Genomic DNA, 26,786 nt, shown 5'->3' on the forward strand with positions numbered 1-26,786 from the left:
CGAAAGGATTAATTACAACAATATGCCCCTAGACGCTTTATTAGAAACGACCATCCCTGTGCTGAAGCCTACCGATACGATAGATGATGCCTTAAGGATGATCGCGGAGACACATCTGGAACAATTACCCTTGGTTAGTGAAACAGAATACTGGGGCTTACTGAAAGAGTCGACCCTGTTGGATTGGGAAAATCCGGACGATGTATTATCTGTTTTTGAAGGAAAATTAAACCGTTATTTCTGTTATGAGCCTTTACACCCTTTTGAAGCGGTAAAACTGGCGATTCAAAATAAACTGCCTATCGTACCGGTATTGAGCACAGACAATCAATATATGGGTGCTATATCGCGGGATGCCTTATTTTATTATCTTGGAGAGAATGGCAGCCTTAATGAGAACGGCGGTATTATTGTACTGGAAATGAAGCTGGGCGAATATAGCCTGGGGCAGATCGCACGCATCTGCGAGGGGGATAATGTAATTATCCTGAATAGCCGGGTCTTTACGAATCCGCAAACGGGGATGCTGGAAGTTACCCTAAAATTGAATAAACAGGAGCTGCAAACCGTCGTGGCTTCCTTTGAGCGCTTTGAATATACAGTCAAAGAAGTATATGGCGACCTGCCTGCTTATGATGATCTGGCCAACCGATATAAATTATTAATGAACTATATCAATATGTAACTCTTAAAAGAAAAGCGCNNGCGCTTTTCTTTTAAGAGTTACGCTTTAAATAGGCTTTTGCTCTCTCTATATCTTCTGCTACATCAATGCCAATCCCCATTTCTGCCACAGTGGTCATCTTTAAGGGAATACCGTTTTCCAGAAAACGCAGACATTCGATTTTTTCCACTTTTTCCAAAGGGGTCATCGCTAATGTGGGAAACAGCATCAGTGCTTCTTTACGGAAAGCATATACCCCGATATGCTGGTAATATGTATGCGGCACATCAGCATCTCTAATATAAGGAATCGGGCTTCGCGAAAAAAGTAAGGAATTATCGTGCAGATCGCAGACGACTTTCACTACATTGGGGCTATGAATCAATTGCGGATCTGTTATGGGTTTACGAATGCTGGCTACTTGTACCGCAGCGCCGGAAACCCCTTCAAACAAAGCTAAAACCTGCTCCAAAGGCTTTTTTTGCACAAAAGGTTCATCTCCCTGCACATTAAGCAATACATCGGCATCAAGATCTTTAGCCACTGCTGCAATCCGATCGGTGCCACTTTCGTATTCGGCCTGGCTGCGCAATACCCTACCGCCACAATTCAGGATAATGGTTTCGATCGCATCGCTATCCGTAACTACAATCACCTCATGAAACAAGCCGGTCGCTTTAGTCGCCTCATAGGTACGCTGGATTACGGTTTTGCCCTCCAGCTCAATCAGGAGTTTTTCAGACAATCGTGTAGAGGCCAGTCGGGCCGGAATCAGGGCAATCGCTTTCATCAAAAAATATTTGGGGCAAAATTAGGTTTAATTTAGCAAGCATAAGCCGCTATCCTTATAGTTTTACCAGGCGATTTTTAATGGCAAAAATAACCAGCCCCACCCTTGATTTCACATCAAACTTCTCGAAGAGTACATCCCGGTAGTGATCTACCGTTTTAGGGCTCAGGCACATTTTATCTGCGATCTGGATATAAGTCATATCCGTACAGGCAAATCGCAGGAATTCCAACTCTCTTTCTTTGAGATTGACCTTAATCGCAATGGATCCTTTGGGTTTTATAATAGAGTTGAGGAGCTTGGCACTGGCGATTTCGGAGCTGTAAAAACCACGGTTCAATATGGTTTGCATCGCTAGGATCAACTCTTCAGAGTCGGTCTCTTTGAGCAGGTATCCTTTTACGCCTAAGCGCAACATATTGATCACCGAAGCATCATCATCGTTGATCGTCAATGCCAGCACCGGAATTTCGGGATGATGTTCCTGCATCCATTCCATCGTTTTAAAACCATCCATTACAGGCATATTAATGTCCAGCAGTATAATGTCGGGTAGCGCAGTGCGTTCATCGCTCAGGTAATGCACCAGTTCTTTTCCGTTTCTCGCTTCATGGATCACCTGGTAATCGGGGATAGAATTTACTAAGGAACTGATTCCTTTTGACATTAGTTCGTGATCGTCGACAATGATGACTTGAATATTATCCATGGTTTGGAAAATTATAAATTAGGCTAAGTGCAGTTCCTTTGCTTTCTTCTGAGCGTACATCAATTTGGGCATTAATCATCTTGGCTCTGTTGTAAAAATTGAAGATCCCGTTACCTTCGCTGATATGTGCTATATCAAATCCGTCGCCATTGTCCTGCAACCCGACGCGAAGCTGGGTTTCGGAATATTCAAGCGCCATATCGATTTGATCACAATTGGCATGTTTCAGGGAATTGGTAATAAATTCCTGGCAGATCCGGAAGATGATCAGTTCAACATTTGCATCTAATACGACTACATTACCCAAGATAGATAACTTAATTTCCAAAGTCGACAATTTCGACAAATATTCTTTCAGTTTCCGGAGGGCTTCTATCAGGCTGTAATTCCTGATAAGGTCATCATTCAGCAATTTTGTTAGTTGTCTTACTTCATTTAGTGCTTTCTCTGCCAAATCACCCACCATGCCCATTTTCTCCTCACTGTATTCTTTCTTCAGTGATTTGATATACATGCAATTTAGCGCCAGGATTTGCCCGATGTTATCATGGAGCTCACTGGCTACTTGTTTCAGGATGGTATCCTTAATTTCTATTTTCGCTTTATTGATTTCCGATAAATAATTCAGTTCATTCTGCTGTTTTTCAAACAATAATTTATTCTTCTTCCGAATAAACAGAACGATGATGATAATGACCGTAATAACGAGTATTAAGGGGATTATAGTGGCGATGTAGACGAGCTCATTACTACTCATTTTTTCTTACATAAAAGTGAAATGGACAGACAGGAATAAAGCGAAAGAATACTTACAAAGGTAACAGCGTTATGGATTAGGCTATGATTGGTATATACGATTTTCAAATAATTACTGATCACGATAAAGGCAGAACAACTCATGTATAACAGCAATCCGATGCTGATCCAGATCATCGGATTATTGTTAAAGGAAATGATATTATTGGACCGCAGTTCTGCAATCAGGTAATCGACCGACATAACAACCAAAAACAATATCGACATAAAGGTGGAGATAAGGTTGTAAAAGGTGTAGCGGTATATATTGCCGTAAAACAAAACCAGCGAGCCCGCAAAAAGCACTGTAAAAATGAGGATCATATACTTACTGTAGCCTAACTGGGCATTGCGGTAAAATAACGCGCTGAAATAGGAGAACTCAACAATGGTCATGATGTCATACACCTCCATATTGTGCCTTTTTGTTTTCAGCAGTACATAGGCAATCATCTCTAAAGTAAAGACAAGGCAAAGATACCAGGGCAGTAATTTTAAGATACCACTCCTGTTGCGATAGCTGGCAAAACCAATAACGATCGTGATGAGTATAATCAGATAAGATACTTTGGCGATCATTGTTGCTATCTCAATAAAACACCGTCACAGTTTACCGGGCAAGGCATGATACGGTTCATGATAAATGTTTTGCCACCACCAATAAGTTCGCTGCTTAAACGGGTGGTTTCATAGTCCTGGTTCTGTCCGCGCTCAGACTTATAAGTTGGTATAAAGGCTATGGACAGCTTATTATCAAATTGACTATGCGTCGGTTTGTACCGGATAAAATAGATTCTGAGGCCTAAATTTTCAGGTGGAATATTCATGGCTTTTGTGCGGTTACGGATCACGCATAAATAGTTTTCCATTTCGCCAACACTCATCCATAAAGATTTGGTTTCATCTTCTGCATTGATGGTGCTGTTTCCGATACTCTCTTTAAAGTAAGCTACGTTTTCTTCAAACTCGTCATAGCCGATGCTGGAGTAAGTAGGTACCGTGCTATCGCTACAACAATTTGTATTGCCGCCTGCCTGCAATTCTTTAATTGTCGCATTCAGCATTTTAATTTCTTCATGCTGCTTGTACAGGAAAAACCCGGCAAAAAGAAGGCCAATAAAAAGAAGGGTGGGTAAAACCGGAGTAGTTTTCGAACGCATATTTTTTTGTTTTTGTAGTGAAGAAATGTTTTGTTTATACAAATGTAGATTAAATTATATGGAAGAAAGAAGCCGGTAAACATAACATAATGGCAATAGGGATATTATGAATTACAAACAATTGACAATCAAATAATTGCATACATTCTGTTATCATGACAAAATGGGGGTTTTTCCCTATAAGTATCCGCGATTCTCCTCTTTTTATTTTTCTTTTCCCCCAAACAATATGGGTCATTATCCTCTTGAAAGGGCTATCATCTCGGCACATCTTTGCATTGTAGAACGGAAAGAATAACGAAATAACATTCATCGCTTTCTTTCCAATCACATCCCGCTTTTCCGGAAAGCAAAGGGGTACACGCCGGGCACCCTTACCAAACGCAGGCAGACGGTATCCGAAAAGTCATTAGAGTAGGAAAGAAAAAACAATAATCATGCAAAACAATTTTTCAGTAAGACCAGATATGGAATTTGGCATCAACCAGGAAAACAATTTCGAATTTGAATTCGAATCAGAGTACACTAATGAATTCGGGATGAATAACGAATTTAATGGTGAAGAGGAATACGCCCAGGAATTCGCACAGGAAGCGGATAATGAAGTCCTGACCAATGAAATGGCCCTGGAACTCATGGGTGTTGCGAATGAAGAAGAGTTGAATTATTTTCTGGGAAAGCTGATTTCTAAAGCCGCAAAAGGCATCAGTAATTTTGCAAAATCTCCTGTGGGAAAGGCTTTAGGGGGCGTTTTAAAAACAGCTGCTAAAAGTGCTTTACCCATATTAGGTACCGCAGCGGGCGGTTTTATCGGTGGCCCGATAGGTGCCAAAATAGGAGGACAGTTGGCCAGTGGTGCCGGTAAACTCTTTGGACTGGAAATGGAAGGTTTGTCTGCAGAAGACCGTGAGTTCGAAATGGCCAGAGCTTATGTACGCTTTGCCAATAATGCCTCCCGCAATGCCAGCAACTTGTACCGTAAAAACCCACAAGTGGCACCCCGTATTGTAGCCCGCACTTCTGTGGCCAATGCCGCCAGAAGATATGCTCCGGGCTTATTAGTCGCCAACAACAACAATATGATGTATAACAACAGTATGCCGCAACAGTACCAACAAGCCGCAACTGATGATTACAGTGCGACAACAAGAACGACGGGCAGATGGGAGCGCGTAGGCAACAGCATCAGAATCTACGGCGTTTATTAATCCTAAAAAATACAAACAACATGCATCGTCACTTCTTAATAAACGAATCATATGCCTTACGGCAACGCCTCACAGAATTGCAGCCCTTTGCCTTAAGTACGCCTATGGTAGCCGCAGCAAGTATTTCCGGTAGTGCCATTAAGAAAATAAACAGTATTTTGAAAATACAGGGCTACAATTTGAGGTGTAGAATTGACGACTTTATTAAGAAGATGAAGCAGCCCGATCTCCTTACCTCTTATGAAGCACAGGCGCAATTCGCCCTATTAAAGCTGCACTTTAACAATATTCTCGACCAACTCGATATTTTTTCGGATGTAATGAGCCAACGAACGGAATTCCAAACCGGTGTATTGATTGCCGGTTTAGATATTCTGGCAGAAGATGCCTTAAACATTCCGATACCTTTATACGACGTTCCACCTGTCGTTTGTTTTCCTGAACGGGGGCATGGTGCCGCTATCAGAAAAGCCAGGACCAAGCTTCCGGGAGGGATTAGCAATCCTGTAGCCGTGATACAAATACCCCGGGAACGCCTTGTCGGCAGCGGCATTGCGGCTTCCATTATCCATGAGGTAGGCCATCAGGGCAGTACGGAACTAGGGTTGAAAGAATCTATTGGCAACGAGATAGAGCAGCTGATGCAACATAATATGGATGCCGCGCATCGGCAGGCATGGGATTATTACAAAAGATGCCTCTCTGAGATTCTGTCTGATTTTTGGGCCATGGCTCACCTGGGCATTTGTGCCACAACAGGGCTTATGGCTGTAATGAGTCTACCGGAAATATTCCTGTTTAAAGTAAACAGAGAAGACCCCCACCCTTTTCCCTGGTTCAGGGTGATGTTGAGTATCGCTTTTGGGGCTTATTTATATCCAGACAAACAGTGGAACGACATTAAGCAATTATGGCATAGCCTCTACGATACAACACATATTCCGGACACACATAAGGCCTTTACTGATACCCTGCTGGCGCTGGCCGCTCCTTTTGTAACACTTGTCTGCAACCATCAATCCGAGTCTTTGAAAGGACATAAACTCTTGGATATTTTCGAACATTCCGGACGATCACCTCAGCAGTTGCAACAATACCTGGAGACCTGGCGGCAATCACCACAATTAATCTTTAAAGCAGCACCATCACTGGTATTTGCCGTGATCGGACAAGCAAAATGGGATCATAAAATCAGTGTAAAACAGGAGTGCACAATACTGACCAAGCTACTGAAACACTGGGCCCTGCAAAGGGCAGAACACAATTAGTCTCTATCTATTTCATTTAAAAAATAATCACAATGCATACAAATATCACCTTAACGTTGCTGAATTATCTGAGCCTTTCAGCAAACAGGCATTTCCTGGACATTGCCTATACCACAGATATCCCTCCGGCTAAGGATGAGCACATTACTCGCTTCACCATTACCGATAGTGAGGGTGCCTCAGTACTCATCAATAATAAGCACTTCAGAAACCAAATGGATCAGGCAAGCACAGCGGGCAACTTCATGATCGAAATTACCGGAGCACTGGATTGGGAAGCTGACTATTCTTTAACTGCTATAGGATCAGGAAAAGATAATATCCTGTTCACTGCCCTGCCGATAAAAATACCCGCAGCGATTACCGATATCCACAGCGCCGGAAAGCAGCCGCTACTGGTCACCTTAGACAATACCTCGCAAGAAACGCCGGAAGAAGAAACGGATATTCTATGGGAACGCATTACTAAAAGTACCATTGTATTTAACGAACACTTATCCAAATACCTGGATGCCGTATATATCAATAAAGACAAACTTGCTGATCGTTTTAACCTTCAGATGTACGCCAACAATGGCACACAGGACTACCAGGTTTTAAAGATTGCAGTCAAGAAATATATCGAGACACGGATGTTTAATGATGATGTAGGCGGTTATTTCAAAGGCGGCCCGAACTCCCCGATGCTACAAAAGAGCAGCATTGGCGCGGAAACGATAACCGGCAGTTTGACGACAAGCGACGATGCTGTAAGTATCCTGAACGATATGCTGGGTGAAACGGTGTCCGAACAGGGTACCGCCTTCAACAAAACGGAATCCCGTACTCCATTCACAACCAAAAACCACGGGAACTATAAAAATTATCAATTTGTAGAACTGATTTACTGCTACTGGATGATCGTGGGTGGCTTAGAAAAGGGTATGAATATGGTGGCAAGCCGTTTTATCAATAGTGGCAACGGTGCACTCTTGGGTCGCTTTGACATTAATGCTTTAAACAGCGTCAGCACCCTGCTTTATGGTTTTATTCAAGACAAGAAACTAAGTATCGATAATCAGGTAAAACAGAATGAGATCTTACATGCCTATGGCCTGAGTTTAAATCCTAATGGCAGTGCCAGCGCATACCATCCGGATAACCGTGTCAAGTTCATTTCTTCTTTTCATGCTTTGTTGAATAAGTGTTCCATTTTCATTAAAGAGAATGATGACCTGACGCGCAAACCGGATGCCTTTAAAATCTATATTCACTTAAAGGAACTGAATTTTATTTTACTGGACGGCTACCACAATGCCTATCAGGAGGTGAATGTAAACCTGCGCGTAGAACACATTATGCAGCAATACCTCTTATCACGCAGCGAAATGCGGGAATTCCTGGGTGGCAAACAAATGTTACCGTATTCTGCAAGGTATATCGACCGCGTAGACACTTTGCGCAACCTACAGGGTCAGGATTCTTGCTTCCAGCATTTTGACAACCTTGCAGAACTGGGCGAAGTCTTGCTCCTCAGTATCCGTTATGGCAACTGGAATGACAATAACATCACCGAAGTGAACGCCATGCAATGGCTGGAATACTTCAGAACGCATATTCAGAAGTACTTACACTCTTATCGCGTGGTGACGGGTATTGATCTTTCAGACGACAATACCAACAGCATGGTTTCGGTAGATCCCCGTCTGCTGGAAACCCAACCGATTACGCTGATCAATAATGGCAGAAGGCCCCAAAGGACTTTTCGCAGATATTAGGATGCCTTATTTTTTCATCATAGCAGCGTGGCAATGAGTTCAGGACTCATTGCCAACCGCTAAAAATATTGTTATTATGTGTCAGCAAATGCCCTGTACCTGCCGGCAAAATGGTTTTACTAATGCTTTACCACAGCACAACACCATAGCCGCCTTACAAAATGAAATCAACACCATCTATGGTAACCTGCGGGAGCGGGTACGCCCACTTTCCGTATGGGACTTATCTCTTTTAGAAAAAGAATTTACGACTATCGAAAAAAGAGCTTTTCGCGGACAAATGAAGACGGGAAGAGATCGAACGAGCACTGGGAGCTGGTATGAAGACTGTAAAAAGAAAAATGGCAAATGTGAGTTGCATCATATTATCCCACTTCAATACACCCATCTGTTCAAGAAAAACCTGAACCCGCAATCCAATTCCAAACATCATCCTAATCATGTCAATAACCTTGTGCTGGTGGGGCAAAAACCGCATGATCAGATCCATGCTATTGTCAATAAGCACTTATGGCCGATCTATGAAAAGTATGGCGTCCCTAAGAATAAAAGCCTGGCTAATGCCATATTGGTGATTCCTACACTGGAAAAGAGAAATGCATTTCAGCGGGAATTAAAAGCCGCCTTGCAGAAAGCCAAAGCAGAAACCCTTGCCTATGTAAAAAAGAATCACGTCAATGCTTTTGTACCCGCTGGTTTTAAGGGCAGTATTTTGAAAGAAATCATGGAACAAAACTAAGGAGCGCATCATGGAAATTATAGACTGTCATTGCCATGCCGGTAAAGCGGATGGCTTTAAAGGCCCCTGGGATACGGAAGCGGACATCAGCCGTTTTATACAATGGAGTAAAGCGGCCGGGATCCATAAAATCAATCTTTTTGCCGCGCTGCAAAGCAATTATCGCCAGGGCAACCAACAGGTATATGATATTGTAAAAACCAATGCGATGTTTTCCGGTTTTGCTTTTGTGCATGCAGTCAACGATGCAGGCCGCATTTACGAAATGGTCAAAAAATGTGTACAGGAATACGGCTTTAGGGGAATCAAGGTACACCGTTCGGATGCCCATATCAGCCGAGAAATCTGTGAGACCGCTAAAGTTTTTCGCTTACCGGTCTTATATGATGTTTTTTCAGAGCCTACTCATATAGAACTGTTTGCGACGCAATATCCTGAAGTTAACTTTATCATTCCGCACCTGAGCAGTTTTGCCGACGACTGGAAATCACAACTGAGTTTTATCGATTACCTGGTACGGCATCCTAATATCTATACCGACACCTCGGGCGTCAGGCGCTTTGATTTATTACAAATGGCTTTGGATCGGGCTGGTGCAGACAAGATTTTATTTGGCACGGATGGCCCCTGGCTACACCCCGCCGTAGAACTGGAAAAGATATACGCGTTAAAATTGAGTGCTTCTGAGGAGCTAAAAATTCTCTCCGGCAATTTCTTAAAACTCACACAGCAAAGCTAGTTGACTATTCAAGATTCCCTAAAATCAGCAATTTATCGGAGGTAGACATACCGCCAGGATTACAGCCGGGCAATCCTTCCGGAATATCCATTTGTAGCTTTTTAAAATAATCTACCCAGACCGGATAGAATTGCTTTGTTTCCGGGTCTTTATAGGTCATAGGATACAAGGTGAAAAAAGGCTTCCCCTTATAAGCGTATTTAAAGGCATCATAGATCAGTTCGGAACAGTAGTATTTACCATTATCATATAAAAAGGCTTCATCGTAGGCCGTACCTAATTGTTCATAACAAAACTGTACCGCTTTAGGGATATACTGTTTATACGGAGGCTTAAGCCTTCCTACGAGGTGTGCGTGTTTAGTCCGTTCAAGAAAAAATTCGATGGGCGTCAATTGTACCCCTTTACCGATACTCTCGGCTATATAATACTTCCCGTCTTTGATACAGACCATGCCCATATGCGAAAAGTCGCGATCCTGATAGCCTGCAGTAACCGCTTCTATGGCATCACACATACCGCCGCAGTCTAAATTCTGAAACAAAAGGTCACCCGTTCTTAACTCCGATTTTTTGATCGAAAAAACAGAGAGACTCAAAAAACTGCACAACAATAACAGCAAATACTTCATTTCATTTATTTGAAGGACAAATTTACATTATTTCTTCAGCAAGCGCTTCAATACAGCGGTAATACCGATCATAAATGCAGCACAATAGACGAATCATATTTGGATAAACGTTTTAGAAAAGCGGGAATGTCTTTAACGGCCTGATGGCTGTGCAACACACCATGAGGCAGCGCCTGCTGCAAAAGGAGCAAGGCCATCTCCGTAGCCATGTAAGCCGTTACTTTACCTTCACCATAGCCCTGAATACTAGCTTCTTTTTTTTGTGCTCCCTTAGCGGAACCGATCACTTTTGCAGCAAAGACATCGGTTCCGAAATGGACTTTTTTAAATAAACGGATGAGTAATGCCTGCACTTTTTTAGCGGAAAAGATCCCGGTCATTCCCAATCGCCTCATGAAGGCCACGAGTCTGGTAAAATACCGGGAATCAAATGCCATACGGGTATTCACCGCGGCTACAGGCAGGGTTTTGGCTAAAGTATGCTGATCGGAGAAGTTGAAGCGATAAAAAGTACGTGCGCCCAACACCCTTGCTTTTAAGGGATCGGTAAAACTATCTACCATTACGGTACCGCCAACGCCGTTCAGCCGGTAGCGGGTATTGAGGTTATCCATCGTCCATTGATAAGCGGCCGTACCATGTTGTTCGCCCAGTCCTAATAAAATCAAAATATCAATTTCCTGCGGCGCATCTGTTTTTTGCAGGCTATGCTGTGCCAACAGGTTGGTAATACCCGGAGCAAGCCCCACACTTAAAATAAGCGTACGCTGCCGTTCTTGAGCCAAGGCATCAAGCTGTTCGATTTGTGTAATCAACTGCTGATTGGCGGTAATGTCTATATAATCTATGCCCGCCTCAAGACACCATGCGATAAAGTATGTATTGTCCTGATCAATACACATCACCACCAGCCGCACCGCATCTAATACCCCGGTGTATGCTTTATACTGATGTACATCAAATTGTTTCGGGGTGACGGTGTCCTGTAAGGCTGCTGATAATTTCAGGGCTTTCTCTATATCCCTTCCTCCCACAATAACCTTATGGGGATACTGTTTTGCCAATTCTGCACTGATGATACTACCCACAGCACCATAACCGCCAACTACTAATATCTGATCTTTCATCTTATCCTTTTTTGTTGCCTGCAAAATTAGGAGAAGCTGCTGCTTGCCGTGTTACAGCATTCCGCCTATTATTTACAGGGTTTACCGGATCTTATACAAACACCCGACTCCGTTTCCTATCAGGGCAAGAGAAACGCCTTTGCATAAAAAGAGCTTAGCGGTTTTAGGATCACCGGAAACTGATCTTGAAAGGGTGTTTAAGTCACTTATTTTCCATGCTTGTTTATAAATGAGTGGATATACCTTTTGGCATTTAGCTGTGTTCCTTTTAGAAGAGCGGAGCATATAAGGGGAACAACAAACTGCTATGTTTGAGCTACAAAATCAGTCATTTAAGTACTGAATATCCAATAATTGTCTACAATGTTGCAGATAATAAATATAACATACATCTCCAATCTTATACTGCCCATATTGACCCGATACTGTCAGAATATTTTCAGAACTGAGGTAGTTTATATCTATTCCAGAAGGCAGGTGTATCACATTGATAATATGAACGCGCTCCTGAATCACCTTACCAAGGCGGGCATCTCTGAGCATAGCAATATCAACTCGTATAATAGCGAAATATAGACCCAGATAAAAAAGCACACAAACGATCAACATGATTATGGAAATTCCCACAAAGCTTACTTGTATTCTTTTTGTAGCATATCTCCGGCCAACTTGCATCCATATATTGCCATCATCCCCCACTTTTGAATATATAACCAACCAAAGCACTAAAATTACCGCCCAAAAGAAAATAGTCATTCCAATCAGACGCGGACGCATTCCTTCATAATATTGCCGGAAGAGTTGAGTCCTCATCTCAGAATTCATTTCTATTTCATTGATCATAAAAACGCATGTATTATTTCTTCCGCAACTTAAATAAAAATGGGAAANNTTTCCCATTTTTATTTAAGTTGTTTGCAAGCATATTAATCATCTTACGCTACACCAAATTCTTTTCGAATACCATTCAGGCAAGAACCTTCTTTGAACCATTCGATCTGCTGTTTGTTGTAGGTTTGATTAGCAATGATCTCTTCTTTTGTACCATCAGCATGGTTTATCACCAGCGTCAAAGGAACTTCCGGCGCAAAGGTGGTTAAACCTAATACATCGATTGTATCATCTTCACGGATTTTATCATAATCTGCTTTATCGGCAAAAGTCAAGGCCAGCATGCCTTGTTTTTTAAGGTTGGTCTCATGGATACGGGCAAATGATTTTACCAATACCGCACGTACACCCAAATGACGGGGTTCCATTGCAGCATGTTCGCGGCTGGAACCTTCCCCATAGTTTTCATCTCCGACTACGATAGAACCAATACCTGCTGCTTTATAAGCACGTTGTACGGCCGGCACTTCACCATATTCACCGGTAAGCTGGTTTTTAACCGAATTGACTTTTTCGTTATAGAAGTTCGTCGCTCCGATCAGCATATTGTTAGAAATATTATCCAGATGACCTCGGAATTTCAACCAGGGACCCGCCATAGAAATATGATCCGTAGTACATTTACCTTTGGCTTTGATTAACACTTTCAGGCCCATAATATCGGTACCTTCCCAAGGCGTAAAAGGTTCTAATAATTGCAAACGGGAAGAAGTAGGTGATACGACAACCTGAACACCACTACCGTCAAGGGCGGGTGCCTGGTAACCGGCATCTTCTACAGCAAAACCTTTTATGGGTAATTCCCAACCGGTTGGCGGATCCAGTTTTACCTGTTCTCCGTTTTCGTTTGTCAGGGTATCGGTAATCGGGTTAAAGGTCAAATCACCTGCAATGGCAAGCGCTGTAACGATTTCCGGGCTACCGACGAAGGCGTAGGTATTCGGATTACCGTCCTGGCGTGCCGCAAAGTTTCTGTTGAACGAGTGGATAATGGTATTTTTCTCTTTTTTCTCTGCTCCTTCACGCGCCCACATACCAATACAAGGCCCACAGGCATTGGCATACACCGTACCGCCGATTTTCTCGAAGGTATCAATGAAGCCGTCTCTTTCAATGGTATACCGTACCATCTCAGAACCCGGGGTAATGGTATATTTTGCTTTTGTTTTCAGATTTTTGGTTATGGCCTGTTGTGCCAGGTTAGCCGCACGGCTGATGTCTTCATAAGAAGAGTTGGTACAGGAGCCGATCAGCCCTACCTGAAGGTTTGTAGGCCATCCGTTTGCCGCCGCCGCTTCTTTCATTTTGGAAATTGGCGTAGCCAGATCGGGAGAGAAGGGCCCGTTGATATAAGGTTCTAAAGTAGAAAGATCTAATTCAATCACCTGATCAAAATATTGCTCGGGGTTTGCATATACTTCTGCATCGCCCGTCAGGTGTTCTTTTACCAGATTAGCCGCATCTGCGATCTCGGCACGGCTTGTTGCGCGTAAATAGCGCTCCATAGACTCGTCGTAACCAAAAGTAGAGGTTGTGGCGCCGATCTCTGCACCCATGTTGCCGATGGTACCTTTACCGGTACAGCTGATGTTTGCCGCACCTTCACCGAAATATTCCACTACGGCTCCGGTACCGCCTTTTACGGTCAGCTTTCCTGCAACCCACAGGATAATATCTTTTGGTGTCGCCCAACCGTTTAATTTTCCGGTCAGTTTTACCCCGATCAGTTTCGGCATTTTTAATTCCCAGGGCAGGCCTGCCATTACATCACAGGCATCAGCACCACCAACACCAATAGCGATCATACCCAGACCACCCGCATTAGGCGTGTGCGAATCGGTACCGATCATCATACCGCCGGGAAAGGCATAGTTCTCCAGAACTACCTGGTGAATGATACCGGCTCCGGCCTTCCAGAATCCCAGTCCGTAACGGTCCGATACAGAAGAGAGAAAATCGTACACTTCTTTATTGGTATCAACTGCAATTTGTAAATCTGTATTTGCTTCTACTTTCGCTTGAATCAAGTGATCACAGTGCACCGTAGACGGCACGGCAACCTTGTCTCTACCACAGGTCATGAATTGTAATAATGCCATCTGCGCGGTAGCATCTTGCATCGCTACCCTGTCCGGACGAAAGTCTACATAATCTTCTCCACGTACAAAAGCCCGTGTAGCCGGTTTGTCTAAGTGCGTATAAAGAATTTTTTCTGTTAAGGTCAGCGGACGGTTGATCAGCTTGCGTGCCGCTTCTATTTTAGCAGGCATTTCAGCATACACTTTTTTGATTAAATCTAAATCGAAAGCCATATAATTTTATTGATTTATCTTAATTGTCAGGAATAAATGACAATTTACGAATTAAGTTGCACTATCACTTTTGATTTATTGTTAAATTTTGATAATTGCCAGAAATCTGATTTTCAGCGCGGTACGGATATTCGCCAAAAAGATGAAGCGCAACAGATAAACAGCTACAAAACAGCAGGATTTACCCTCTAAAAAGCTAAATTAATCCTCCCTTTTCCGTATTAATTATATTGAGTATCCGCTTTTTGGACATAAGAAATTTCTTTATTCTTTTGGTTTCCCTTTATCGCTATGCTATCTTTTACCTTGACGCAAAAGGTACCGTCAAAAAATCAAGGCTGTATAAATCCATCCTAAGCGATCTGTTTTATACGGATTGCTTAGGGTTTTCGTCACAGCAATCGCTTCGAAAAAAAGGGTGGCCTATATGCATTATCTTATTAGAACCTGATTTTTTTGAATAATTTTCCATTATAAGCACTCTTTGCCGTATTGGTCTCATTCATGTAGGTTACTTTGGTTTTGTCATTAAGGTTAACTAAGGTGATTGTCGGAACATATTGTTCATCATCCTTATAATAGTAGCCGACAATAATAAATTGGTAGTCATTTATCCATTTTGCCTCTTCATCCCTACAGGACGGCCCGCAAAAACCAATTTGCACTAATTTTTTATTTTTTACATCGCCTAATAATATGGCCTGATCAACATCTGAAGTTCCATAATAAACGCCGTTCTTACGTTCTATATCTACGTAGGCACTAACAAGATCTGCTACAAATGATTTATCTGAATTGTAAATAAGAAAATCTTTATACTTTTTGGTATATACATTCCAATCTTCCGGTGAATAATTATTGTCTGTAAAATTCAAATCTGTTTTACAGCCGGCATCAAAATTTTTAAAGTCTAAATTTCTAAAGTGCTGTACGAATTCGGGAAAATTAACCTTGACAAATTGTTGGTATTCATTTATGCCTTGTGCCGATAAGCGATGCACCAATAATAGCAAAGCGATCATCGTGATTAGTTTTACTAGACTTTTCTTCATCCTATAATAAATTTAAACAATGATTTTTAATAAAAATAATGTGAATACACACTAATCAAATTTAAGTTATGTCCTTCAAAATCTTGACTATTCGCGTTTAATTATGCCATAAAGCGACAATTCTATTTACTTTTCCCTTGATGGAAAGGCTAAAAAGATTAAGGCGATATAAATCCCGGCTAAAAATAATGTATCCTAAATAATAAATGTTTACCAGCGTACTATAGAACAAAAAAAGCGAGGCTATCTGATTAAGATAGCCTCGCTTTTTTATGAATAAAATATTAGTTCGTTGAAGCAGGAGCAAACTTGGTCAGGTTAATGCCCTGTACCGCTGCTTTGTATTCTTCTATATTAGGAATACGGCCCAGAATCGCAGAAAGCACTACAACCGGGGTAGAAGCCAGCAGAGACTCGCCTTTTTTGCGGTCTGTATCTTCTACCACTCTTCCTTGGAACAGGCGGGTAGAGGTAGCCAATACGGTATCCCCTTTTGCAGCTTTCTCTTGGTTACCCATACACAAATTACAGCCCGGACGTTCTAAATACATAATGTTTTCATATTCCGTACGTGCGGCATTTTTAGGCAACAAGTCACTGAACTCGAAGCCTGAATATTTTTGCAACATCTCCCAATCACCTTCTTCTTTCAATTCGTCTATGATATTGTAAGTGGGCGCCGCTACCACTAAAGGTGCTTTGAATTTAACCTCACCTTGCTGTTGCTCTAAGTTTTTCAACATTTGAGAAACAATTTTCAAATCGCCTTTATGCACCATACAAGAACCTACAAAACCAAGATCTACTTTTTTATCGCCTTCATAGTAAGACAGTTCGCGAATAGTATCATGTGTGTATCTTCTGGAGACATCCGCATTATTCACATCAGGATCGGCAATCATTGGTTCATTGATCACATTTAAATCCACCACTACCTCTGCATAATATTTGGCATTTGCATCTGGTGTCAGCGCCGGTTTTTCACCCGATTTGATCTCCGTAATCCGTTTGTCTGCTTTATTGATCAAGCCCTGCAGTACTTGTCTGCTGTTATCCATACCTTTATCAATCATGATCTGGATACGGCTTTTGGCGATTTCTAAGGATTCGATTAAAGTATCATCCTGCGAAATACAGATAGAAGCTTTTGCTTTCATCTCTGCAGTCCAGTCGGTAAAGGTAAAGGCCTGGTCTGCAAGCAAGGTACCAATATGTACCTCTATAATTCTTCCCTGAAATACATTCTCCCCATCAAATTGCTGTAGCATCTGCAATTGTGTCGCATGTACCACATCACGGAAATCCATGTGTTCTTTCATGCTGCCTTTGAAGGTTACTTTTACGGATTCCGGTATAGGCATAGAAGCCTCACCAGTAGCTAAAGCTAAGGCAACGGTACCGGAATCGGCTCCGAAAGCGACCCCTTTAGACATTCTCGTATGGGAGTCCCCTCCAATGATGATTGCCCATTCGTCGATAGTAATATCATTTAATACTTTATGAATTACATCGGTCATGGAATGATAAGCACCTTTGGGGTCACGGGCAGTGATCACACCAAAGTCGTTCATAAACTTCATCAGTTTAGGAATGTTGGCTTGCGCTTTTTTATCCCAAACGGAAGCGGTGTGACAACCAGATTGGTATGCACCGTCAACGATTGGAGAAATAACGGTAGCAGCCATAGATTCCAGTTCCTGTGCAGTCATCAGACCGGTAGTATCCTGAGAACCTACGATATTGACTTCTACACGTGCATCCGAACCGGCATGTAGTATTTTGCCCGGAGTAATGCCTACTGCATTTTTGTTGAATATTTTCTCAACTGCGGTCAAGCCTTGCCCTTCGATAAAAACTTCTTTGGAAGGTGCAAACACAAGCGTAGGCTCAATACCTAATATACTTGCGGCAATGGTTTGAATTTTCTTACCGAATACGATCGCGTAAGAACCACCTGCTTTGATGAACTCCATTTTCTGAGGCGTAAATGACTTTGAAAGGTCAATCAGCTCTTGCTCCCCGTTATATAATTTTTTCTTTTTTGTATTAATTGTCAATACCGTACCGGTAGCGACAGAGTATACTTCCTCGAGAACCGGATCTCCGCTTTCATTGCGAACCACATTCCCCTCTGCATCGGTTTTCTTCACCCAGTTCTTAAGGTCGATACCGATACCACCGGTTACATCAACTGTAGTTAAGAAGATCGGGGAAATACCATTGGTACCGCCTACAATAGGGGCGATGTTCACAAAGGGAATATAAGGACTGGCTTGTTTACCTGTCCAAAGGGCCACATTGTTTACGCCCGACATTCTTGAAGAACCCACACCCATGGTCCCTTTTTCCGCAATCAGCATTACGCTTTTATCCGGATGTTGTATCTGCAGATCTCTGATCTCGGCTTGAGCCTGAGGAGTGATCATACATAAACCGTGCAATTCACGGTCAGAACGGGAGTGCGCTTGGTTACCCGGAGACAGCAAATCGGTGGAAATATCACCCTCACCGGCAATAAAAGTAACTACCTGGATCTCTTCAGGAACTTCCGGCAGTTTGGTAAAAAACTCCGCTTTCGCGTAGCTTTCCAAAATATCTTTAGCAATGGGGTTTTCGTTTTTAAAGGCTTCTTTTAAACGGTCTGTATCGGCGTCATAAAGAAAAACCTGCGTTTTCAATACTTCCGCAGCTGCCTGGGCGATGGTAACATCTGCTCCCAGCACCAAATCCAGCAATACTTCAATAGAAGGACCGCCTTTCATATGTGATAACAATCCGAAAGCAAAAGCAGGTGTAATTTCTGCGATCACGGATTCACCCAAGATAATCTGCTTTAAGAACCTGGCTTTCACAACGGCAGCGCTCGTTGTACCCGGTAATGTGTTATAGATAAAAAATTGAAGCGAGTCTTCCCGATGCGCACTGTCCGCATCTTTGATCTGTGCAATAATTTCTCCTAACAAATCAGCGCCATCAATGGGTTTCGGGTGAAGCCCCTGGGCTTTTCTTTCTTCGATCTCTTTAAGGTAATCCTGGTAAATGTTCATATAATTTGAAAATGGGCTGGCAGGTTCAGGTACTGCCATTTTTTCTTTGTTAAACTGTATAAATTAGTATTTCAATCAAATGGTATGTTTGCAGAAGCTGTACGCACTTATTATTAGGGTTTGCACTATTGCTCCCAAGGCTTGCAAATTTAATCAATAATCGTAACTAAAAAAAGTGCTTTGATAAACTCGTCACGAAAATGTAAAAAATATTTATGTGTCTATTGAATTTCTTTATCCATGATTCCCTGTATACAACAAGGGATAGAGGCATTATAAGTATGGCTAATAAGGAAATATGGGAGAAAATACAATGCTAAAGAAATCAAAAAAAGAGGCTGTCTTAATGAGACAGCCCTAAATCAAAATATGTTTTTATCAACAGAATAAGCCCTAAAATAAGGATACATGCTGCACTGATCCTGTTTATATACAAAATCTTTCTCAAATTGAGTTTGTGGCGAATCTTATCGGCCAGGAATACTTTGAGGAAATCGATCCCCAAAACCAGCCCCAGACAGACACTGAATAAAACCACTTTATGGGAAGCTTCCACTGTAGGCCCGGCGATAAGTGCAACAGCACCTACCCAGGTCAGCACTACTCCGGGATTGAGAGTATTCATTAAAAAACCACTGAGCCATATCTGAAAATAAGCACCACGGCTGATCTTCACGGATTTCTGATCTCTGTTCGGTTTCTTGGGTTTGTATTTTTTCAACAGGCCATTCAGCCCCATGATGAGGAATAAAGCACCGCCCACATAGCCTACTGTTTTCTGATGGTCTTCCAGAAAAGTCATCCATTGGGTGGCAATATTAGCCAGGGTCACATATAGTATATCGCTGATGCTTACCCCCAGTACAAAAACCAGACCGGCTCTGTAACTGTGGTGAATGCTGTAGCGGATAATGGCAAACAAGGTAGGGCCTACCGAAATAGCCATAAACAGCCCTAAGAATACGCCTTTTATTACTGCTTCTGAATAAGTCAAGAGAATATTAGGTTTAGTATACAATCACTAATATACACTGATATTAGTTTTTATGAAAATCGCTGGTAAAATGGAATTCGATATCCGGGTTATTCTGACGCTCTGTATTTAAAAACCATTCGCTCTGTGCCAGGTAAACCAGGTTACCGTCTTTATCTTCCATCGTATTCGCTTGCTTAAAGCGCGTAAACTCTTCTACTTTTTTCTTTTCTCCGGTAATCCAACACGCCTTGTAAAAAGCCAAAGGTACAAAATCTACCGATGCGCCATACTCTTGTAATAAACGGTACTGGATTACTTCAAATTGCAATTCTCCCACACAACCGATCACCTTACGGTTACCACCATGCTGGGTAAATAACTGCGCTACGCCTTCGTCTGTCAGCTGACGGATGCCTTTCTCCAGTTGTTTGGTCTTCATCGGATCCTTATTCACCACCTCTCTGAATAATTCAGGAGAGAAATTCGGCATCCCGGTAAACATGATTTTTTCCCCTTCGGTCAGCGTATCTCCGATCTTAAAGTTTCCGGTATCAAACAGACCGACTACATCTCCCGGATACGCATCATCTACCACTTCTTTGCTGCGCGCCATAAAGGTATAGGGATTACTGAATTTCACATCTTTATCCAAACGCACATGCTTATAGCTTTTGTTCCGTTCCAGTTTTCCGGAACATACCCTTAAGAAGGCAATCCGATCTCTGTGGCGGGGATCCAGGTTGGCATGTATTTTAAAAATAAACCCGCTAAACTTAGGCTCATCGGGGCATACATCCCGTACATTCGTCGGGCGGCATAAAGGATTTGGTGCGATACGCACAAAAGTATCCAGCATTTCCTTGATCCCGAAATTATTCACTGCCGAACCGAAGAATACAGGTGCCACCTGTCCTTTCATATATGCATCAGCATCCAGGTCGCCATAAACACCTTCCAGCAGTTCTACATCTTCCCTTAACTGATTCGCATCTCTTGCGCCTACTTTCTCATCCAGCAAAGCATTGCTGAGGTCATCAATGGCCACACTATTATCTTCCGTTGCCTTTTGGCTGGGAGAGAACAGGTTCAGGCTCTTCTCATATAAATTATATACACCTTTAAACTCACGGCCCATATTGATCGGCCAGGTTAAAGGATGTAAAGAAATATTCAGTTCTTTTTCGATCTCATCGATCAGGTCAAAGGGAAATTTACCATCGCGGTCCATCTTGTTCACAAATACAATCACCGGTGTATCTCTCATACGGCATACTTCCATCAGGCGGCGGGTCTGCTCCTCTACCCCATTCACCCCATCAATCACCAGGATAACACTGTCCACCGCGGTCAATGTACGGTAGGTATCTTCCGCAAAGTCCTTGTGACCTGGTGTATCCAACAGGTTAATGAGCATATCTTTATACTCAAAAGTCATTACAGAAGTCGCTACCGAGATACCACGCTGACGCTCGATCTCCATAAAATCGGAGGTGGCTCCTTTCTTGATTTTATTACTTTTCACGGCACCCGCTACCTGAATCGCTCCCCCGAAAAGAAGGAATTTTTCTGTAAGCGTTGTTTTACCCGCATCGGGGTGAGAGATAATGGCAAATGTTTTCCGACGATTGATTTCGCTTTGATATTTCATAATTCGGCTGCAAAGATAAGATGATTAACTGTTAAAAATGCGAGAAAGGCTTTTCAAAAGAGGAGACAATGTGTTCGGGTGTCCTTTAAAGTTGTAATTTCGCCGCTCAAATAGTCCCTATCCGTCTTGCTTAATTATAAAACGTTTCTTCATCATCCGGAAGCCCCCTGGATCACTTTTGTACATGGTGCGGGTGGCAGTAGTACCATTTGGTTTAAGCAAATTAAAACATTTGCCAGCCACTACAACCTGTTGATGGTCGACCTCAGAGGTCATGGCGGTTCCAAACACCATAAAACACAGCAAAGCCGCCGGTATAATTTTGCAGAGATCGGCGACGACATTATTGAGGTATTACAACATCTGCAGATTGAAAAAAGCCATTTTATCGGCATTTCTTTGGGTACTGTTATTATCCGCGATCTGGCGGAGCGTTATCCAGAAAAGGTCATCCGCTTAATTATGGGTGGTGCGGTTATGAAACTAAATTTACGCTCCCGCTTTCTGATGAATATTGCGCGCTTCAGTAAATCTATTGTCCCTTATATGTTCTTATATAGTTTCTTCGCCTTTATCGTAATGCCAAAGAAAAACCATAAAGAATCGAGGCTTCTCTTTATTAATGAAGCCAAAAAACTATACCAGAAGGAATTTAAAAAATGGGTCACACTCTTTACTACCCTGAATCCCTTAGTAGCCTTTTTCAGAATTAAGGAAAGCGCAGCAAAGACTTTGTATGTTATGGGCGCAGAAGACTATATGTTTTTGCCTGCAATCAAAAAGCTGACTCAGCACCATACAAATGCAGAATTGTTTATTATCCCTGATTGTGGCCATGTGGTGAATGTAGAACAACCGGAAATTTTCAATCAAAAGGTTTTCTCTTTTCTAGAGCGCTCATAAGTAAAGTCCAACACTATCTTATAAGTAAAATAGTATATCTCGGCAAACAGCCGTTTACAAATCATCCTTACCAGAACTCCGGATTGCGCCTGGGTGCTCGTGTTCGACTTCACCTTATATAGCAAATACGACAAATGACCGGAGGCCCGGTCATTTGTCGTATTATGGTTCTATTTGTTTCATTACCCAATCCATTTCCGGGTCTTTATCATTTTTCTTATCCTCATAGGTCTGAATAATCTCTTTATCGGGGAAGATTCCTCTTCCGTCCTTTGAGGTTTGGTTTTTCGGTTGAATATGCATCAGTCCCAAACGCCAGGGTAAACGGGAATGAGGCAATTTGAATAGAGGCATCACGCCTGCTACGGTACCGTTAAAGTCTCCGCCGGTTTCTTCTCCGACAAAAGTAATATCACTGATCGCTTTGAGTTCGGAAGACAACAAACAGGCTGCAGAAAAACATCCGCCGTTGATGAGTACATATACCTTTCCTTTGAAGCGCTTTTCATTTGCAGCTTTCTCTTGTGTACCATAAAGGTTATAATAGTAATAATGTCCTGCTTTCTTTTTGGTACCGAAGAAACGGTCTCCTACATAAAAAGGATAGTATAATCCAAGAAAAGGATAGGCGAACTTAGGCACCCGCTGAAACAAACCGGCCCGGAACATGCTGGTCTTAGAAACCACTTCTGTAGGCTTATAAAAGGTGTAAGCGGTATCTGCAAAATAGGCATACAATTTCACAATCTCTTTGGCGCTGCCACCCGGATTATCTCTTATATCCAATATCAGCGTTTTGCTCCCCTGCTTTTCAATAGAGTCAAAAATATTGGCATAGGCTTTCCGGAATTGCCCGGTCATAAACTGTCTTATCGTCAGTACGGCTACGCTACTGTCTTTACCCATAAATTTCAAGCTACGGGTATATTTTTTGGTCGTTTTGTCGTAACCGTAAATGCTTTTATTTTTTTCTTCTTGTTGCTTTTGTTCTTTAGTTTGCACAAGCGTTTTAGTCGTATCTGCTTTTACGGAATCCTTGATTATTGCCACCGCAGGTGCCTTAACGATTTTGGGATCGGATTTCTTTTCCTTTCCGGCTTCTGGCTTTATTTCTTCTTTCTGACGACGAATAACTTTTGTCAATACTGAATCATTTTGCTTGAAGACAAAAGACAGGCTATCATTTACCCCAATCTCTTCGACCAGATAGACGGGAAATCTGCGGGCAAAAATCTTACGCAAAAAGGTCTGGTTGTAGCCATCGGAAGTAAAGGTGTGCTTGTATTTATCAAAGACCGCCTTCGGTACAAGTCCTTTTATGGACATTACTTCTGCCCCACGGGCTATTTCTTTATGGTCGGAATGATTATTCAACACATAGAGTTTCTGGTTTTCCCAAAAGTAATCAAACTGAGATACGGGGCCTTTACCGGCTGCCTTCATGGCTTTTTGCTGTGTTTTAGTATAGCGCTCTGCCAGGGGAAGCATGGTCATATGCCCTTGTCTTACTGCAGCAACAACCGGACTGATCACCAAAAAGAATTCATTGGCCGTCATTGGATGATTCACTACTTGCCTGATGCTGTCAAACTTATGCTCAAATTGCGCTTTGTTCGTATAAAGGTCATAATTGGGGTGCTTTTGTTTCAGCTTGTGCTGCACAAAGTCAATATCCTTGTGTAGCTTTTTCACCGAAATAGGCGCAGAACGGTGTTTGTTAAACTTTGCTACAGAGGTACAACCGGCAAGTACGCAGAGTAATAATAATAGAGGATATAGTTGACGCATGGACTTAAATTGAACAACGAAAATAATATTTAACCAACAAAAACAAAAAGCAATTATTGCCGGGCAAGCATTCCACAAAGCCAAACAGGCATTTGCAGCCAACTCTTGTTGTACAAAAAGCATGATAGCCAGACAAAATTGTCTGGCTATCATGCTTTTATAAAAGGATTATATTATTTTAAAATTTAGCGGCAATCTTAAAGTTGATCAATCTTGAGGTAAGCCGGTTAGGAATATAAAAATTCATATCGGTATTCAGAGATTGAATGTACTCATAAGAAAGGGTATTGGAAATACCCAGGAGATTAAACACTTCAAGGCTGGCCCAAACCGATTTCACGCCTTTGAAAATGCTGTAAGCCCTGGCGGGGTTTTTAACGCCATCCAGCAATAAAGCGGAGAAGCCAATATCAACTCGTTTGTAATCCGGCAGGCGGAAGCTTTCTACTTTGTTAAACGTAAAACCCGGAGGCGGTACCGGCAATCCGGTAGCATACATCATGTTCAGGTAGACTTTAAAATTATGGTTTTGCGGTAGATAATCGGAGAAAAAGACCCCGAAGGTCACCCGCCCATCTGTAGGACGGGGCTTATAGTCGCCGTAAGTATTCGTTGCCGGATCTAAGATTCGTTCCATGGTTTTCAGGTATCCAAGGCTCACCCAGGATTCGGCATCTTTAACCAGATCACCAAAAAGACGTACTTCTCCACCATAAGCATAACCCTTGCCATTGTTATTGGCAGCATAACGAATCCGTACATTATCATACTCATAAGGTACCAGATCCCAGAGCGATTTATAATACACCTCTGCAGTCAGTTTGAACGGACGATTGCCTAAAGCAATAAAGTTATAGTCGGTCCCCGCCGCGAAATGCGCCGATTTCTGTGCTTTCAGGTCCGTATTTAGGGTACCATCCAAAGCACGCATTTCCCGGTAGAACGGAGGTTGCGCATAAATACCCCCTGCTATTTTAAAAATAATATTTTCTTCCCAGTCCGGTTTGAAACTAAAGTTTGCCCTCGGGCTCAGGATCATTTCCTTATTCAGAAAGGTATAGGTCGCACGGAGCCCCAGACTTAGGATCATATCCCGCTGCTTATTCAGTAAAATATTATCCTGTACATAAGCACTCGCCTTATTGTATTCCAATTTATTGTTGGCACGGTAGCTTTGGTACATATTGACCTGGTAAGGATCGTAAGGAATTGAGAAACCGGCACTGTCCCGACGCTCCCATTCCATCAAACGGTCATTGATGGCTACATGCGTCATATCCGCACCAAAAGAAAGATAGTGGTTGCCCCCGTCGTACGCACCTTTTAAACCAACATTAGCCACATTGGCGTTTAAGAAATTACGGGCAAAACGATGGATTGCCCCTGAACCAAGGCTGATCTTATCTTTCCCCAGGTTGGCACTGCCCAGATCGAGTTCAACCAAAGACAACTGGTACTCACTCATGATGTCAAAAGTTTCCTGTTCATTAGATTGGAACACACTTCCTAATAGTTTTAAGCGCCACCTTTTATTAGGCTTAAAGGTTAAGGAAATCCCACCAAAAGCATTATCGAACTGATCGATCTCGGAACCCTCGTAGCGGACATTAAAAGCCAAAGCCTGGGTCACCGAACCAAAAGCGGTACGGGAACTTTCGGGTTCAAAGCGAAACCGGTTCAGGGCATAGTTGCCGATGAATTCTATTTCAAATTTCCGGGATATTTTATAATTCAGTAAAGCCTGAAAATCGCTGAAGGAAGGATTGTATTGCCCTTTCGTGACTTGCGACTGCAGGAGGTAACGGTTTGATTTTTGTCTAAATCCAACCAAATAACTTAATTTTTTATTTTTTGAAGCGCCGGCAAGGTGTGCCTGAAAACCCAAAAGGCTGGCCATAGCAGAACCGGAGAATGATTTCGGTTTTTTGTAGGTTACATCCAATACAGAAGACATTTTATCGCCATACCGTGCCTGAAAACCACCTACAGAAAAATTTACACTGCTTACCAAATCGGAATTGACAAAACTCAGTCCTTCCTGTTGTCCGCTGCGCACCAAAAACGGCCGGTTGATCTCGAAATCGTTTACATAAACCAGGTTCTCATCAAAATTACCCCCTCTTACCGTATATTGGGAGGTCAGTTCATTACGGCTACCGACCAACACTTTAAGCTGTCCTTCTATTCCACCAACGGTACTGGGCAGCTGATCTACATTTTCGGTGTTTACACCTATTGTTCCTACTTCCCCTCTAATGCGTTCGTCTTTCACCTCAACGACGCCCAGCATCGTATTATTTTGTTCTATAAATACATTGCGCACCAGATGTTCTCCCGGCTGCAGGGTCACGTTAAACGGTTCTGTTTCATAACCGACTACGGATGCTTTAAAGAATATTTTTTTGCCCGAGGGCACTTCTAAGGTGTAATTCCCAAGCGAATCGGAGAAAGTGACCAAATCAGCTTTGAGCATTTGGATTTGCACATCGGATACCGGTTTGCCATCATGATCTAGTATTTTACCGGACAAAATACTATTTTGTGCCAGTGTCAAAAAGCCACTACAAAGGCAGCTTATGAAC

22 protein-coding genes are annotated in these 26,786 nt (G+C 42.4%); 7 read left to right on the plus strand and 15 right to left on the minus strand.

From position 1 onward, the window contains the following. Positions 1-22 precede the first annotated feature (22 nt). On the plus strand, positions 23-685 hold the full coding sequence (locus tag DBR32_RS00505) for a CBS domain-containing protein (protein WP_124634328.1): 663 nt from the start codon (positions 23-25) through the stop codon (positions 683-685). A 31-nt stretch (positions 686-716) separates the two neighbouring features. Here the strand turns inward: DBR32_RS00505 and kdsB are convergent, their stop codons facing one another. From kdsB to DBR32_RS00530, 5 genes are read right to left on the minus strand one after another with little or no spacing between them, the layout of a single operon-like run. After that, positions 717-1,454, minus strand: coding sequence for a 3-deoxy-manno-octulosonate cytidylyltransferase (gene kdsB / locus DBR32_RS00510; protein WP_124634329.1), 738 nt, complete (start codon positions 1,452-1,454; stop codon positions 717-719). A gap of 55 nt (positions 1,455-1,509) precedes the next feature. Beyond that, positions 1,510-2,163, minus strand: coding sequence for a response regulator transcription factor (locus DBR32_RS00515; protein ID WP_124634330.1), 654 nt, complete (start codon positions 2,161-2,163; stop codon positions 1,510-1,512). Then, positions 2,156-2,920 carry a sensor histidine kinase gene (locus tag DBR32_RS00520; RefSeq protein ID WP_124634331.1) on the minus strand — a complete coding sequence of 255 codons (765 nt, stop codon included), beginning with the start codon at positions 2,918-2,920 and terminating at the stop codon, positions 2,156-2,158. Before DBR32_RS00520 ends, DBR32_RS00515 begins: the two co-directional genes overlap by 8 nt. After that, on the minus strand, positions 2,917-3,537 hold the full coding sequence (locus DBR32_RS00525; RefSeq protein ID WP_124634332.1) for a hypothetical protein: 621 nt from the start codon (positions 3,535-3,537) through the stop codon (positions 2,917-2,919). Before DBR32_RS00525 ends, DBR32_RS00520 begins: the two co-directional genes overlap by 4 nt. A 5-nt stretch (positions 3,538-3,542) precedes the next feature. Continuing rightward, positions 3,543-4,118, minus strand: coding sequence for a hypothetical protein (locus tag DBR32_RS00530; protein WP_124634333.1), 576 nt, complete (start codon positions 4,116-4,118; stop codon positions 3,543-3,545). 437 nt (positions 4,119-4,555) lie between these two features. Here DBR32_RS00530 and DBR32_RS00535 point away from each other — a divergent pair, with 437 nt between their 5' ends. From DBR32_RS00535 to DBR32_RS00555, 5 genes are all read left to right on the plus strand, one after another. After that, positions 4,556-5,326, plus strand: coding sequence for a hypothetical protein (locus tag DBR32_RS00535; RefSeq protein ID WP_124634334.1), 771 nt, complete (start codon positions 4,556-4,558; stop codon positions 5,324-5,326). Positions 5,327-5,346: 20 nt separating this feature from the next. Then, the gene (locus tag DBR32_RS00540; protein WP_124634335.1) at positions 5,347-6,594 is read left to right on the plus strand and encodes a hypothetical protein; all 1,248 of its coding nucleotides are present in this window, start codon (positions 5,347-5,349) and stop codon (positions 6,592-6,594) included. Between the two features lie 32 nt (positions 6,595-6,626). After that, complete coding sequence (locus DBR32_RS00545) at positions 6,627-8,351, plus strand: hypothetical protein (protein WP_124634336.1); 1,725 nt, start codon at positions 6,627-6,629, stop codon at positions 8,349-8,351. A 76-nt stretch (positions 8,352-8,427) separates the two neighbouring features. Beyond that, a complete protein-coding gene (locus DBR32_RS00550; protein WP_124634337.1) occupies positions 8,428-9,090 on the plus strand; it encodes a hypothetical protein in 663 nt (220 codons plus the stop codon). 10 nt (positions 9,091-9,100) lie between these two features. Continuing rightward, positions 9,101-9,829 carry an amidohydrolase family protein gene (locus DBR32_RS00555; protein ID WP_124634338.1) on the plus strand — a complete coding sequence of 243 codons (729 nt, stop codon included), beginning with the start codon at positions 9,101-9,103 and terminating at the stop codon, positions 9,827-9,829. Between the two features lie 4 nt (positions 9,830-9,833). Here the strand turns inward: DBR32_RS00555 and DBR32_RS00560 are convergent, their stop codons facing one another. The 8 genes from DBR32_RS00560 to DBR32_RS00595 all read right to left on the minus strand — a co-directional run bounded on the left by DBR32_RS00560 (position 9,834) and on the right by DBR32_RS00595 (position 21,513). Continuing rightward, positions 9,834-10,460, minus strand: coding sequence for a YiiX/YebB-like N1pC/P60 family cysteine hydrolase (locus DBR32_RS00560; RefSeq protein WP_124634339.1), 627 nt, complete (start codon positions 10,458-10,460; stop codon positions 9,834-9,836). A 68-nt stretch (positions 10,461-10,528) separates the two neighbouring features. After that, a complete protein-coding gene (locus DBR32_RS00565; protein ID WP_124634340.1) occupies positions 10,529-11,587 on the minus strand; it encodes a saccharopine dehydrogenase family protein in 1,059 nt (352 codons plus the stop codon). 324 nt (positions 11,588-11,911) lie between these two features. After that, the gene (locus DBR32_RS00570; protein WP_124634341.1) at positions 11,912-12,430 is read right to left on the minus strand and encodes a hypothetical protein; all 519 of its coding nucleotides are present in this window, start codon (positions 12,428-12,430) and stop codon (positions 11,912-11,914) included. A 92-nt stretch (positions 12,431-12,522) separates the two neighbouring features. Continuing rightward, positions 12,523-14,790: an aconitate hydratase gene (locus DBR32_RS00575; RefSeq protein ID WP_124634342.1), complete on the minus strand. Its 2,268-nt coding sequence runs from the start codon at positions 14,788-14,790 to the stop codon at positions 12,523-12,525. Positions 14,791-15,230: 440 nt separating this feature from the next. Further along, the gene (locus tag DBR32_RS00580; RefSeq protein ID WP_124634343.1) at positions 15,231-15,842 is read right to left on the minus strand and encodes a hypothetical protein; all 612 of its coding nucleotides are present in this window, start codon (positions 15,840-15,842) and stop codon (positions 15,231-15,233) included. Positions 15,843-16,126: 284 nt separating this feature from the next. Continuing rightward, entirely contained in the window at positions 16,127-18,928 is a 2,802-nt protein-coding gene (locus DBR32_RS00585) for a bifunctional aconitate hydratase 2/2-methylisocitrate dehydratase (RefSeq protein WP_233559623.1), read from the minus strand. A gap of 304 nt (positions 18,929-19,232) precedes the next feature. Next, positions 19,233-19,883, minus strand: coding sequence for a LysE family translocator (locus DBR32_RS00590; protein ID WP_124634344.1), 651 nt, complete (start codon positions 19,881-19,883; stop codon positions 19,233-19,235). A gap of 43 nt (positions 19,884-19,926) precedes the next feature. Further along, on the minus strand, positions 19,927-21,513 hold the full coding sequence (locus tag DBR32_RS00595) for a peptide chain release factor 3 (protein WP_124634345.1): 1,587 nt from the start codon (positions 21,511-21,513) through the stop codon (positions 19,927-19,929). Between the two features lie 126 nt (positions 21,514-21,639). Between DBR32_RS00595 and DBR32_RS00600 the strand changes: the two genes are divergently transcribed. After that, positions 21,640-22,416, plus strand: coding sequence for an alpha/beta fold hydrolase (locus tag DBR32_RS00600; protein ID WP_124634346.1), 777 nt, complete (start codon positions 21,640-21,642; stop codon positions 22,414-22,416). A 162-nt stretch (positions 22,417-22,578) separates the two neighbouring features. Here DBR32_RS00600 and DBR32_RS00605 read toward each other — a convergent pair whose 3' ends face one another. Then, positions 22,579-24,204, minus strand: coding sequence for a S41 family peptidase (locus DBR32_RS00605; RefSeq protein WP_158605867.1), 1,626 nt, complete (start codon positions 24,202-24,204; stop codon positions 22,579-22,581). Positions 24,205-24,382: 178 nt separating this feature from the next. After that, a complete protein-coding gene (locus DBR32_RS00610) occupies positions 24,383-26,734 on the minus strand; it encodes a carboxypeptidase-like regulatory domain-containing protein (protein ID WP_158605868.1) in 2,352 nt (783 codons plus the stop codon). Positions 26,735-26,786: the final 52 nt, after the last annotated feature.

Origin of the sequence: Taibaiella sp. KBW10 (assembly GCF_003852495.1) — a bacterium.
Classification (GTDB): Bacteria; Bacteroidota; Bacteroidia; order Chitinophagales; family Chitinophagaceae; genus Edaphocola.